The 13,412-nt window shown below is 61.3% G+C and carries 9 protein-coding genes; 7 read left to right on the plus strand and 2 right to left on the minus strand.

The window, feature by feature from the left end; genetic code table 11:
- The first annotated feature begins 30 nt into the window (after positions 1-30).
- The 3 genes from ampD to ACW9JC_RS01685 all read left to right on the plus strand — a co-directional run bounded on the left by ampD (position 31) and on the right by ACW9JC_RS01685 (position 4,038).
- A complete protein-coding gene (gene ampD, locus ACW9JC_RS01675; protein WP_457453155.1) occupies positions 31-606 on the plus strand; it encodes a 1,6-anhydro-N-acetylmuramyl-L-alanine amidase AmpD in 576 nt (191 codons plus the stop codon).
- Entirely contained in the window at positions 603-1,439 is an 837-nt protein-coding gene (gene ampE / locus ACW9JC_RS01680) for a regulatory signaling modulator protein AmpE (RefSeq protein ID WP_457453157.1), read from the plus strand. The genes ampD and ampE overlap by 4 nt, the downstream gene beginning before the upstream one ends.
- 568 nt (positions 1,440-2,007) lie before the next feature.
- Complete coding sequence (locus tag ACW9JC_RS01685) at positions 2,008-4,038, plus strand: methyl-accepting chemotaxis protein (protein WP_457453158.1); 2,031 nt, start codon at positions 2,008-2,010, stop codon at positions 4,036-4,038.
- 36 nt (positions 4,039-4,074) lie between these two features.
- On the opposite strand, the gene ACW9JC_RS01690 is transcribed toward ACW9JC_RS01685, so the two are convergent.
- The gene (locus tag ACW9JC_RS01690; RefSeq protein WP_457453160.1) at positions 4,075-4,854 is read right to left on the minus strand and encodes a TatD family hydrolase; all 780 of its coding nucleotides are present in this window, start codon (positions 4,852-4,854) and stop codon (positions 4,075-4,077) included.
- 3 nt (positions 4,855-4,857) lie between these two features.
- Positions 4,858-5,853: a catabolite repressor/activator gene (gene cra / locus ACW9JC_RS01695; protein ID WP_416127885.1), complete on the minus strand. Its 996-nt coding sequence runs from the start codon at positions 5,851-5,853 to the stop codon at positions 4,858-4,860.
- A gap of 293 nt (positions 5,854-6,146) precedes the next feature.
- On the opposite strand from cra, the gene ptsP reads away from it, so the two are divergent.
- The 4 genes from ptsP (at position 6,147) to ACW9JC_RS01715 (ending at position 13,386) form a co-directional block, all read left to right on the plus strand.
- A complete protein-coding gene (gene ptsP / locus ACW9JC_RS01700; protein ID WP_457453163.1) occupies positions 6,147-9,008 on the plus strand; it encodes a phosphoenolpyruvate--protein phosphotransferase in 2,862 nt (953 codons plus the stop codon).
- Entirely contained in the window at positions 9,008-9,949 is a 942-nt protein-coding gene (pfkB, locus tag ACW9JC_RS01705; protein ID WP_457453164.1) for a 1-phosphofructokinase, read from the plus strand. Before ptsP ends, pfkB begins: the two co-directional genes overlap by 1 nt.
- Before the next feature lie 11 nt (positions 9,950-9,960).
- Positions 9,961-11,700, plus strand: a complete 1,740-nt coding sequence (locus tag ACW9JC_RS01710; protein WP_457453166.1) for a PTS fructose-like transporter subunit IIB — start codon at positions 9,961-9,963, stop codon at positions 11,698-11,700.
- 144 nt (positions 11,701-11,844) lie between these two features.
- Positions 11,845-13,386 (plus strand): alkaline phosphatase D family protein, encoded by a 1,542-nt coding sequence (locus ACW9JC_RS01715; protein WP_457453168.1) that lies wholly within the window; start codon positions 11,845-11,847, stop codon positions 13,384-13,386.
- Positions 13,387-13,412 lie beyond the last annotated feature (26 nt).

The raw sequence follows: 13,412 nt of genomic DNA on the forward strand, positions 1-13,412 counted from the left end.
TCCAACACAGTCATCGTTGAAGGAAACGGTATGCAGTTGGACCCCGCGAGCGGTTGGTGTCAAGAGGTGCGTTTGTGCCCCTCACCCAACTTCAATGCGCGCCCCACGGGCGAAATTTCCCTGCTGGTGATCCACAACATCAGCCTGCCGCCGGCGCAATTCGCCACGGGCAAGGTGCAGGAGTTTTTCCAGAATCGTCTGGATGTCACGGAGCACCCTTACTTTGAGGGGATTGCCGATCTGCGGGTGTCTGCGCACTTTTTGATCGAGCGTGATGGCGCGGTCACTCAGTTTGTATCCTGCCTTGAGCGCGCCTGGCACGCTGGCGTTTCGGTTTTCGAGGGGCGGGAAACCTGTAACGATTTTTCCCTGGGCATTGAGCTGGAGGGCACGGATGATCTGCCGTTCACCGATGCTCAGTACGACGCATTGATTGCCCTGACCCGGCAACTGCAAAACGTCTTCACGGCCATTACTCCACAGCGTATTTGCGGGCATAGCGACATTGCGCCCGGGCGCAAGACCGATCCGGGACCGGCGTTCGAATGGGCACGCTATCGCGCGGCGCTGGCTGAAGCCGCAGTGGAAAAAGAGGAGCGACAATGAGTTTTCTGGTGTTGCTGTTGGCGGTATGGATCGAGAAGTTCTCGGCCTTGCGCCACCAGATTCAGCGAGATGGCGGTTGGGTGCGCGAGCTGCATAAACTCGAGTCCAGCCCGCGCCTGGCGAAAAAGCCATGGCTGGTTTTGCTCGTGCTGGTGTTGTTGCCGGTTGCGCTGTTGGGGTTGCTGTTGCTGGTATTGGACCCGGTGGCTTACGGCTTGCTGGCGTTGCCGGTGCATCTGCTGGTGGTGATTTACAGTCTGGGGCGTGGCGATCTGCTGGCCGGCCTCGGACCATTTCGAGACGCCTGGCGCCGGGAAGACCTGCAAGCTGCGGCCCATGTCGCCAAACGTGACCTGGATATCTGCGCCGACAGTGGCGAGCAACTGCTGGAGCGGGTCGAAGGGCATTTGTTGTGGGAGGCGTACCAGAGTTTTTTTGCGGTGATTTTCTGGTACTTCCTGTTGGGGCCGGTCGCTGCCCTGAGTTACCGGTTGCTCGCCTTGGCCGAGGAGCATGGGCAGAACCCTGCGGTGGTCGAGCGTGCTGCTCAGTTGCGCCATGCGTTTGATTGGGTGCCGGTGCGGTTGCTGGCGGCGAGTTTTGCCTTGGTTGGCAATTTTGTTGCGGTGAGTCGGGTGATGTTGCATGAGTTGCTGAACTGGAACATCAGTGCCGCGCAGTTGATCGAGAAGGCCGGGTTGGTGGCCGCTGAAATCCCGGTGCCGGTGGTTGGGCCTGAGGGCATCAATAATCTTGATCGGATCTGGGAGTTGCTGCTGCGGGCGGCGGTGCTTTGGTATGCGGGGTTTGCGCTTTGGACGGTGTTGCCGTAAGTCGATTTTTTATTGCGTACATATCCGTTGCTTCGGTAACGGCCACCTATGGTTTCGCCCTTACGGCGACTCCCTTTGGCAAACGCCGGAGTGCCGGCCCAGCCCAAAGGAAGCAAAGGTCTCGCCCCTTACGTACGGCCCCTCGCTAGAGCTCGGGGTTCCTTCGCTCCGGTATCCATCCGGGGACACTGCCCTCCGGTCTGCTGCGCGACGACCTACATGCAGCGTGTTCGACTGCGTCGAACGGCGCTGCGCGCCACTCCCCGGATGAACACCTCCACTCAGCCTCCCGATGGGGCGGGTGGATCAAGATCAACCGAGGCGGCCTACCGGCCGGCCTGCTTGTTTGGTTCGTACGCATTTCAAACTGTGGGAGCCAGCCTGCTGGCGATGAAGATCTGACAGCCGGCCTGGTTGCATCAGGAACAAACCAAAACGCCTCCTCCGTTAACCTTAAGTTACAAAACCATCTCCCGTTTTGAGCTATACAGGAATAGCGTCCAATGGTGGCTATCTGCTGCCTGGCTGCGCCTGCCAATAAAAATAAGAAATCAAAGGGAGACTTCCAGTGAAGAGCTTGCTCTATCCCGCCGTTGCACTGATGAACCGCTTGAGCTTCGGCATGAAGTTCAGTTTGATCAGCGTCCTGTTCCTGGTGCCGATGCTGGTGACCAATTTCTATCTGGTGCGCGACTCCTATCGCGAATTCCAGGGCACCCGCATCGAGCTGCAAAGCCTCGACTTGCTGGGCAGCAGTCTGACGCTACGGCGTGATTTGGAAACCCTCAACAATCTGGTGCAGATCAACGTCACCCTCGGTCAGTCGGGCAAGGCCAGTAACGTTGAATCGCAGATCACCACACTCGAACAAAGCATTCTGGCGCGCCTGCAAGGGCTGACCGCGATGACCACCGATCCGGAGCAGATCGCGGTATTCGACGGCAAGCGCGATGAAATGATCGCCGCGTTCAAGGCCCAGCAAACGGAAAACTCCCTGCAAAGCAAGAGTGCGCTGATCGGCAAAATGGTCGGCAGCGCGCAGATTTTCAGCCAGATCGTCACCAGCCAGGCCGGTCTGAGCCGGGACAATCAGAGCGACATGCGCCAGTTGAGCGAGCTCGTGACCGTCGTCACGCCGCGTGTCACCCAGATTTTGGGTGAAGGCCGGGCGATGGGTTCCTATTCGTTGGGGCAAGGCTTCCTCAATTCGGCGTCGAGCACCCGTTTTGATGAATTGCTGTCGCAGATCGAAAAGCTTCAAGGCGAATATGGCCTGAAGTTGCAGGACGCATTGAGCTCCAGCAAAGCCGCGCGGGAAACCCTTGCTACTCAGGCTGACAGCAGCAAGGCGTCGTTGAAAAAGGCCAGCGAGTTGTTCGAAGAACAGGTGGTGATGGCTGACACGCTGGATGCACCGTGGCAGGCTTTTTACGATCAGGTCACGGGTCTGATGGACCAGACTTACCAGCTCAATGAAGCCACCCTGAAGTTTCTCGACACCCAGTTGCAGCAGCGCCTTGAGCAAAACCGCACGCACATGATCCTGCAGGCTGTAGCGCTGTCGGTGGTGTTTGTACTGATTTTTTACCTGTATGGCGGCTTCTATTTCTCGACACGCACCACGCTCAAACGCCTTGGCGGGGTGATGGACAAAGTGGCGGCCGGCGACATGACGGTCACGTTCAGTGCCCACAGCCGTGATGAGCTGGGCGAGTTGGGCGAGGTGTTCAATGGCACCGTGAAAAAAATCCATGACCTGATCGAACGCGTCGGGCAAACCGTCAGCGAAGTCGAGCGCCAGGCTGGGCAAGTGGAAAACGTATCTGCGCAAAGCAACTTGGCTGTCGCGGGTCAGCGTACGCAGATTGAGCAGGTCGCCACGGCGATGAATCAGATGTCGGCTACGTCGCTGGAGGTTGCGCGAAGTGCCGCTGCGGCGGTCAGCAGTGCCCACAGCGTCAACGATGAAACCATCAGTGGTCGTGGGTTGGTGCAGTCGCAGCAGGGCAGTATCGCCGCGCTGGCGAGCGAGATCGATCAATCGGTGCTGGTGATCAATCAATTGGCCAGCGACAGTCAGTCCATCAGTCGCGTGCTGGAAGTGATCAAGAGCATTGCCGAGCAGACCAACCTGTTGGCGCTGAACGCCGCGATCGAAGCGGCGCGGGCCGGAGAGCAGGGGCGTGGTTTTGCGGTGGTGGCGGACGAGGTGCGGACCCTGGCCAAGCGCACCCAGCAATCGACCGAGGAAATCGAACAGATGATCGCCAGGCTCCACGGTGGTGTCGGCGCCGCGGTGAAGGCGATGGGGGTCAGCCACGAGATGGCGAATGGCACCGTGGGCCAGTCGGAAAAGGTCCAGCAGGCACTGGAAAACATCCTCGGTGCGGTGGGCATGATCGTCGACCAGAACCAGCAAATCGCCGCCGCCGTAGAGCAGCAAACCGCCGTGGCCCATGACATCGACCAGAACATCGTCGAGATCAACCGCGCCGGCGAGCGTACTGCCGAAGGTGCGCACCAGACTGAGGACGCCAGCCGCGCGTTGTCAGCGCAGGTGGTGGAGCTGAAACAGCTGATCAGCGCGTTCCGGGTCTAACAGACACCCGCTCCCACAAGTATTTTGTGTGGTCAGTCACGGCCAGTTGAATAGCGCGCATGCATTGGCCGTACTCGCTGTCGCCAGTTGTTCCGGTGTGATGGCCATGATTTCAGCCAGCGCCGCGCAGATCGCCGGCAGGTGCGCCGGGCTGTTGCGTTGGCCGGGGAACATGGCGGGCGCCATGTCCGGGGAGTCGGTTTCCAGTACTACCGATTCCAGCGGCAACTCGGCGAGCACGCGGTGCATGCGCAGTGCCTGCGGCCAGGTCGCCGCACCGCCCAGGCCCAGTTTGAAGCCGAGCTTGATGTATTCCCGGGCTTCTTCACGGCTCCCGGCAAAGGCGTGGATGATCCCGGCACGTTTCAACTTGAAGCGCTTGAGCGTGGCGATCACCGCGGCGTGACTGCGTCGTACATGAATCAGCGCGGGAAGATTGAAGTCCACCGCCAGTTGCAGTTGCGCATCGAACAGCGCTTGCTGGCGTTCGCGGTCGAGGGTTTCGATGAAGTAGTCCAGGCCGATTTCACCCACTGCGCACAGTTGCCGGTGACCGGCCAGCCGCGTCAGCCAGTCGCCGAGCTCGGTCAAATGCTCGGGGCGATGATCGTCCAGATAAACCGGGTGCAAGCCGAACGCGGCATGCAGGTCGGGATCGCTTTGCACCAGCTCCCACACGCGCTGCCAATTACCCTGATAAACCCCCAGCACCACCATCTGCTGCACGCCGAGCGCGCGGCTTTCGGTCATCAGCGCCTGACGATCCGCGTCGAAGTCCGGAAAGTCCAGGTGGGTGTGAGTGTCGATCAGGTCCATGGCTCAGTCCTGACGAATCCGCTGCTTGAACGTACGCGCGATGGCCTGTACGCCGGGTTGGTAATCCGATTGCTCGATGGCCGCCAGAGCCAGCTCCAGCGCTTTGTCGGCGATCAACTGATGCTGCTGGGCCATGGCGTTGACCGGCAACGGCAGGAAGTCCAGCAATTGCGTATCACCAAATGTGCCAAGGCGCAGCGGGCGAGTCTTGAGCGGGAAGTCGTGCAAGGCATCGAACACGCCTTGCAGCAACACGTAGGAAGTGGTCACCAGCGCCTCGGGCAAATGCCCTACGCGTTGCAGTAACTCTTCCATCAACTGTTTGCCGCATTCACGGCTGAAGGATTCGCCGTGTTCGATCAGCACTTCGCCATTGAACCCGGTCAGCGCCTCTTTGAAACCGGCGGCCCGTTCCTGGCTGATGCTCAACTCCGGACGCGCACCGATCAAGGCGATCTGCTTGGGCAACGGATCGAGCAGGCTGCGAGTCAGTTGCAGGCTGGCTTCGCGATCGTCGCTGATCACCGAGCAGAAATGTTCCGGCTCCATGACCCGGTCGATGGCGATGATCGGAATGCCTTTGGCCTGCAATTGCCGATAGCTGTCGTCGCCGGTCGGCAGACAACTGGCAACGATCAGCGCATCACAGCGTCGGGCGCGGAACAGTTTGAGCAATTGCCGTTCGCTGTCCGGCGCATCGTCGGAACTGGCGATCAGCAACTGATAGCCGCGCGCCCGAGCGCCTTGCTCCAGCAATTTGGCGATTCGCGCGTAACTGGGGTTTTCCAGGTCCGGCAAAATGAAACCCAGGGTGCGGGTGTGGCGACTGCGCAGCCCGGCGGCCTGGGGGTTGGGCGTGAAGCCGTGTTGTTCGACCACCGCGCGCACGCGCTCGACGGTCGCGCTGCTGATGCGTTGCTGTTCGGCCTTGCCGTTGATGACGTAGCTGGCGGTGGTAACGGACACACCGGCCAACTGGGCTATATCACTGAGTTTCAACCCGCGAGTTCCTTGTTTTTTCGAGCATGCCCGACATTTTCGTCAATCCTACCCGATTCAGGCAGTCGACCATCGTCGCCACGCATCCGACAATTGGGCTTCAAGAGTGAGAGATTATCGAGTAACGTGCCAATCATTCTAGATTAAACGTTTCAGCAAGCGTATTTTCTACGTTGTCAGCGCTTTTGGCCGGTTCTGCCGTGAAACCGCCAAATATTGTCCTGTGACAAGCGCGTAAGCTGAATCATTCAAAACAATACCTGGTGCCCACAGGCGCCAAAAAGGAGAAAGGCATGCTCGAGCTCACTGTAGAGCAGATATCCATGGGCCAGTCGGCTGTGGATAAGTCCGCAGCGTTGCAGTTGCTGGCCCGGCATCTGGTTGCCGACGGCCTGGTCGCCGAGGGTTACCTCGCCGGCTTGCAGGCACGCGAAGCCCAGGGCTCGACCTTTCTCGGTCAAGGTATTGCCATTCCCCACGGTACGCCAGAAACCCGCGATCAGGTGTTTTCCACCGGCGTGCGCCTGATGCAGTTTCCCGAAGGCGTGGATTGGGGCGACGGGCAGATCGTCTACCTGGCGATCGGTATCGCGGCCAAATCCGATGAACACTTGCGCTTGCTGCAACTGCTGACTCGCGCCCTCGGCGAGACCGATCTGGGTCAAGCGCTCCGTCGCGCCAGCACGGCCGAAGCCTTGCTCAAACTGTTGCAAGGCGCGCCGCAAGAGTTGGCGCTGGATGCACAGATGATCGGTTTGGGCGTGGCCGCCGAAGATTTCGAAGAACTGGTCTGGCGTGGTGCGCGTTTGCTGCGTCACGCCGACTGCGTGAGCAACGGTTTCTCCGCCGTGTTGCAGCAGGTCGAAGCGCTGCCGCTGGGCGATGGCCTGTGGTGGCTGCACAGCGAGCAAACGGTCAAGCGTCCGGGGCTGGCCTTCGTCACTCCGGACAAACCATTGCGCTATCTCGGTCAGCCGCTGAACGGACTGTTCTGTCTGGCCAGCCTCGGTGAGGCCCATCAAGCCTTGCTCGAACGCTTGTGCGCGTTGCTGATCGAAGGTCGCGGTCATGAATTGGGTCGCGCCACCAGTTGCCGTGCAGTGCTGGAAGTGCTCGGCGGTGAGTTGCCAGCCGATTGGCCGAGCGCACGCATTGCGCTGGCCAACGCCCACGGTTTGCATGCGCGCCCGGCGAAAATCCTCGCGCAACTGGCAAAAAGTTTTGAAGGCGAGATCCGCATTCGCATCGTCGACGGTCAGGACAGCGCGGTGTCGGTAAAGAGCTTGAGCAAACTGCTCAGCCTCGGTGCCCGTCGCGGTCAGGTGCTGGAAATCATCGCCGAGCCAAGCATCGCCGCCGATGCCTTGCCGGCACTGTTGGCCGCTATCGAAGAAGGCCTGGGCGAAGAAGTCGAGCCGCTGCCACCGGTGAGTCAGCCGCGTGAAGAAGTCGTCGAGATAGCCGAAGTGCTGTTGGCGCCGGCGTCCGGCAGTCTTGTGCAAGCGATCGCTGCCGCACCGGGAATCGCCATCGGCCCGGCGCATATTCAAGTCCTGCAAACCATCGAATACCCGCTGCGCGGTGAGTCCGCTTCGATTGAGCGCGAGCGTCTCAAGCAAGCGCTGGCATCGGTGCGCAACGACATTCAGGGCTTGATCGAACGCAGCAAGGCCAAGGCCATTCGCGAGATTTTCATCACCCATCAGGAAATGCTCGACGACCCGGAATTGACCGATGAAGTCGACACCCGTCTCAAACAGGGTGAGAGCGCCGAAGCAGCGTGGATGTCGGTGATTGAAGCGGCGGCCAAGCAGCAGGAAGCGTTGCAGGATGCGTTGCTCGCCGAGCGCGCCGCCGATTTGCGTGATATCGGCCGACGGGTGTTGGCGCAACTTTGTGGCATCGAAACTCCGAGCGAACCGGATCAGCCGTACATTCTGGTGATGGATGAAGTCGGCCCGTCCGATGTGGCACGTCTTGATCCCGCTCGCGTGGCCGGCATTCTCACCGCCCGTGGCGGCGCCACGGCCCACAGCGCCATCGTCGCCCGTGCCCTCGGCATTCCGGCGCTGGTCGGCGCCGGTCCTGCTGTGTTGCTGTTGGCGCCGGGCACGCCGTTGTTGCTGGATGGCCAGCGCGGTCGCTTGCATGTGGACGCCGACACGGCAACCTTGCAGCGCGCCACCGAAGAGCGCGATACCCGCGAACAACGTTTGAAGGCTGCCGCCGAACAGCGCCATCAACCGGCGCTGACCACAGACGGTCATGCGGTTGAAGTGTTCGCCAACATCGGTGAGAGCGCCGGTGTTCACGCAGCGGTGGAGCAGGGCGCCGAAGGCATTGGCCTGTTGCGCACCGAGCTGATTTTCATGGCCCACCCGCAAGCGCCGGACGAGGCGACCCAGGAAGCCGAATACCGCCGCGTCCTCGATGGCCTCGCCGGGCGACCGCTGGTGGTGCGTACTCTCGATGTCGGCGGCGATAAACCGCTGCCGTATTGGCCGATTGCCAAAGAGGAAAACCCGTTCCTCGGCGTGCGCGGCATTCGCCTGACCCTGCAACGGCCGCAGATCATGGAAGCGCAATTGCGCGCCTTGTTGCGCGCTGCCGACAACCGTCCGCTGCGGATCATGTTTCCCATGGTTGGCAGCGTCGATGAGTGGCGACAGGCGCGGGACATGACCGAACGCTTGCGCCTGGAAATCCCGGTCGCGGACCTGCAACTGGGGATCATGATCGAAGTGCCGTCGGCGGCATTGCTGGCGCCGGTGCTGGCCAAGGAAGTCGACTTTTTCAGCGTCGGCACCAACGACCTGACGCAGTACACGCTGGCCATCGACCGTGGTCATCCAACGCTTTCCGCTCAGGCCGATGGCTTGCATCCGGCGGTGCTGCAACTGATCGACATCACCGTGCGCGCGGCCCATGCCAACGGCAAGTGGGTTGGTGTGTGCGGCGAATTGGCGGCGGATCCGCTGGCGGTGCCAGTGTTGGTCGGGCTCGGTGTGGATGAACTCAGCGTGGGTGGTCGCAGCATCGCCGAGGTCAAGGCGCGGATTCGTGAACTCAGCCTCGCCCAGTCTCAAATTCTTGCCCAACAGGCGCTGGCCGTGGGCAGCGCCAATGAAGTGCGCGCATTAGTGGAGGCGCTGTAATGGCCCGGATTCTTACCCTGACCCTCAACCCGGCGCTCGACCTCACCGTCGAGTTGTCGCGCCTGGAGCCCGGTCAGGTCAACCGCAGCGACACCATGCATACCCACGCCGCCGGCAAAGGAGTGAATGTAGCGCAGGTATTGGCGGACCTCGGGCATCAGTTGACGGTCAGCGGTTTCCTCGGCGAAGACAACTTGCAAGCGTTCGAAACCCTGTTCGCCAAACGCGGTTTTGTCGACGCGTTCATCCGTGTGCCCGGCGAGACCCGCAGCAATATCAAACTGGCGGAAAGCGACGGGCGCATCACTGACCTCAACGGTCCGGGGCCGCAGGTCAGCGCGGCGGCGCAGCAGGCATTGCTGGATCGGCTCGACCAGATAGCGCCGTCGCATGACGCTGTTGTCGTCGCCGGCAGCTTGCCGCAAGGCGTCAGTCCGCAGTGGTTGCAGGCGCTGATTCTGCGATTGAAAAATCTCGGTTTGAAGGTCGCTCTCGACACCAGCGGCGAAGCGTTGGCCGCTGCGCTCAAGGCCGGTCCGTGGTTGATCAAACCCAACACCGAAGAGCTGGCGGAAGTGCTGGGCTGCGAGGTGGTTTCGGTGCTGGCGCAGGCTGAAGCGGCGAGCCGTTTGCACGCTCAGGGTATCGAGCATGTGGTGATCTCCCACGGTGCCGAGGGTGTGAACTGGTTCAGCGTTGGTTCTGCGCTGCATGCCGCGCCGCCCAAGGTCAGTGTCGCCAGTACGGTGGGCGCGGGCGACTCGTTGCTGGCGGGCATGCTCCACGGATTGCTCAGCGCCGATACGCCTGAGCAGACCTTGCGCACCGCCACGGCGATTGCCGCGCTGGCGGTTACCCAGATCGGTTTCGGCATTGGCGATGCGGCGCAGCTGGCGTCGCTCGAACAGGGTGTGCGCGTGCGTCCCCTGACAGAACAATAAGAGGGTTGGTCATGAAGTTAGCCATTGTTACTGCCTGCCCGAACGGCATGGTCACCAGTGTGCTGTGCGCCCGTTTGCTTGATGCAGCGGCTCAGCGTCAGGGCTGGAGCACCAGTGTCGAAGTCACCGATGTCGCGCATCCGGAAAAACAACTGTCGGCCGCCACCCTTTCAGCGGCCGAGTGGGTGTTGCTGGTGACGAGCGCGCCGGTGGACATGTCCCGATTTGTCGGCAAGCGCGTCTACCAGAGCACCCCGGCCCAGGCCCTGCAAGATGTCGAAGCAGTGCTGCGCCGTGGTGCCGAAGAGGCTCAGGTTTATCTCGCGCCGGAAGCTGTCACCGAACCTGTTGCCGTCACCAAAAGCGCCTCGCGTCTGGTGGCGGTCACCGCGTGTCCAACCGGCGTCGCTCACACCTTCATGGCCGCCGAAGCGTTGCAGCAAGCAGCCAAGCGTTTGGGCTATGACTTGCAGGTGGAAACTCAAGGCTCGGTCGGCGCACGCAATCCTCTGAGCGCAGAGGCGATCGCCGAAGCCGATGTGGTGTTGCTGGCAGCGGACATCGAAGTCGCCACCGAACGCTTCGCCGGCAAGAAAATATACCGTTGCGGCACCGGCATTGCGCTCAAGCAAGCCGAAGCGACGCTGAACAAAGCCCTCGCCGAAGGCACGCAGGAAAGCGCCTCGACCGGCGCCAAGGGCCCGGCCAAGCAAGAGAGAACCGGCGTCTACAAGCACCTGCTGACCGGCGTGTCGTTCATGTTGCCGATGGTGGTGGCGGGCGGTTTGATGATCGCGCTGTCGTTCGTGTTCGGCATCACCGCGTTCAAGGAGGAAGGCACGCTGGCGGCGGCGCTGATGCAGATCGGCGGCGACACCGCGTTCAAATTGATGGTGCCGTTGCTCGCAGGCTACATCGCCTACTCGATTGCCGATCGCCCGGGCCTGGCACCGGGAATGATTGGTGGTCTGTTGGCGAGCACCCTGGGCGCCGGTTTCATCGGCGGGATCATTGCCGGTTTCATCGCCGGCTACGCGGCACAGGCGATCAATCGTTATGCGCGGTTGCCGCAAAGCCTCGAAGCGCTGAAACCGATTCTGATCATCCCGTTGCTGGCGAGTTTGTTCACTGGGCTGGTGATGATTTACGTGGTCGGTAAGCCGGTGGCGGGGATGCTCGCCGGCCTCACGCATTTCCTCGACAGCATGGGCACCACCAACGCGATTCTGCTCGGCGTGTTGCTGGGCGGCATGATGTGCGTCGACCTCGGTGGGCCGATCAACAAAGCCGCTTATGCGTTCTCGGTGGGGCTGCTGGCGTCGCAGAGTTACGCGCCGATGGCCGCGACCATGGCGGCCGGTATGGTGCCGCCGATTGGCCTCGGCATCGCCACGTTCATTGCCCGGCGCAAATTCGCCCAGACCGAACGCGAGGCGGGTAAAGCGGCGCTGGTGCTGGGCTTGTGTTTCATCTCTGAAGGGGCGATTCCATTTGCCGCGAAAGACCCGTTGCGGGTGATTCCGGCGAGCATTGCCGGTGGTGCGCTGACTGGCGCGTTGTCGATGTATTTCGGCTGCAAATTGATGGCGCCGCATGGTGGGTTGTTTGTGCTGATGATCCCGAATGCGATCAACCATGCGTTGCTGTATTTGCTGGCGATTGTTGCCGGGAGTTTGCTGACGGCGGTGGTGTATGCGCTGGTGAAGCGGCCAGAGTCGGTTGAGTTGGCGCTGGAGCCGGCCAAGGCATAGATCAAAAGATCGCAGCCTGCGGCAGCTCCTACAAAATTGGGTTCACAGAAGGCCAATGTAGGAGCTGCCGGAGGCTGCGATCTTTTCTGTCACAACCGATTCATCCAGGCGTGCTTAAGTTTTTCCTTTTTCAGGGAGAACACCATGAGCGATTTCAATCTCGGTCGCCGCCGTGTCATGCAAGCCGTCGGCGCCGGGCTGTTGTTGCCGGGGCTGGCGCCGGCGGTGATCGCTTCGGTCAAGGATCGGCCACAGCTCACCGACGGCGTGCAGTCCGGTGACCTGCTCGGTGACCGGGCGATCATCTGGAGCCGCAGCGACCGTCCGGCGCGGATGGTGGTGGATTGGGACACCCGCAGCCTGTTTCCCAACCCCCGGCGTTTTGTTTCGCCGCTGGCCGATGCCCGTACCGACTTCACCGCTCGGGTCGAGCTGACCGGGCTGCCCGCCGATCAGGCGATTTTCTACCGTGTGCAATTTGAAGACGCCCAGAGCGGCGTCGCCAGCGAACCGTGGTTCGGTCACTTGCGCAGCGTGCCGCAAACCCGGCGCGACATTCGTTTCGTCTGGAGCGGCGACACCGTCGGCCAAGGCTTCGGCATCAACCCTGACATTGGCGGCATGCGCATCTACGAAGCGATGCGCCTGCGCCTGCCGGACTTCTTTATCCACAGCGGCGACACCATCTACGCCGACGGCCCGGTGCCGGCGCAGCTCACCACCGAAAGCGGTCGCGTGTGGCGCAACATCACCACCGAAGCCAAGAGCAAAGTCGCGGAAACCCTCGACGATTACCGGGGCAATTACCGCTACAACCTGATGGATGAAAACATCCGCCGCTTCAACGCCGAAGTGCCGCAGATCTGGCAGTGGGACGATCACGAAGTGGTGAACAACTGGTCGCCGGGCAAGCAACTGGACGAGCGCTACAAGAGCAAAGATATCCACAGCCTGGTGGACCGCGCGCGTCAGGCCTGGCTCGAATATGCGCCGATGCGATTGCAGAGCGCTGACGGTGGCGGGCGGATTTATCGCCAGCTCAGCTACGGGCCGTTGCTCGATGTGTTCGTGCTCGATATGCGCAGCTATCGCGAGGCCAATGAGGACAACCTCGGCGCCGCGAAACCTTTCCTCGGTCGTGAACAACTGGACTGGCTGAAGGCGTCGTTGAAAGCGTCCAGCGCACAATGGAAAGTCATCGCCGCCGACATGCCGATCGGCCTCGGCGTGCCCGATGGCGAGGTCAGCCCCGGTGTGGCGCGTTGGGAGGCGGTGGCCAATGGTGATCCGGGACCGGCCCAGGGGCGTGAGCTGGAAATCGCCGAATTGCTGGGTTTCCTGCGGGCGCAACAGGTGCGCAATTTTGTCTGGCTGACGGCGGATGTGCATTACTGCGCGGCCCATCATTACCACCCGGACCGCGCTGCCTTTCAGGATTTCGAACCGTTTTGGGAGTTCGTCGCCGGGCCGCTGAATGCTGGCAGCTATGGGCCTAATCCGCTGGATAAAACCTTCGGTCCTGAAGTGGTGTTCCAGAAAGCACCGCCCGCGCAGAACACTTCACCGTTTGCCGGGTTTCAGTTTTTTGGCGAGGTGAACATCGAAGGGCAGAGCGGGGAATTGAGCGTGGTGTTGCGGGACCTGGATGGGGTGGCTGTGTTTGAGCAGAAGTTGCAGCCAGTGTGACAACACCACCCCCCTGTAGGAGCTGC

The organism is Pseudomonas sp. SDO5591_S426, from assembly GCF_054070755.1.

Coding starts and splice junctions, on each gene's coding strand:
- ampD (WP_457453155.1), top strand. CDS start 31: ATGCAGTTGGACCCCGCGAGCGGTTGGTGTCAAGAGGTGCGTTTGTGC.
- ampE (WP_457453157.1), top strand. CDS start 603: ATGAGTTTTCTGGTGTTGCTGTTGGCGGTATGGATCGAGAAGTTCTCG.
- ACW9JC_RS01690 (WP_457453160.1), bottom strand. CDS start 4,854: ATGGACCTGATCGACACTCACACCCACCTGGACTTTCCGGACTTCGAC.
- ptsP (WP_457453163.1), top strand. CDS start 6,147: ATGCTCGAGCTCACTGTAGAGCAGATATCCATGGGCCAGTCGGCTGTG.
- pfkB (WP_457453164.1), top strand. CDS start 9,008: ATGGCCCGGATTCTTACCCTGACCCTCAACCCGGCGCTCGACCTCACC.
- ACW9JC_RS01710 (WP_457453166.1), top strand. CDS start 9,961: ATGAAGTTAGCCATTGTTACTGCCTGCCCGAACGGCATGGTCACCAGT.
- ACW9JC_RS01715 (WP_457453168.1), top strand. CDS start 11,845: ATGAGCGATTTCAATCTCGGTCGCCGCCGTGTCATGCAAGCCGTCGGC.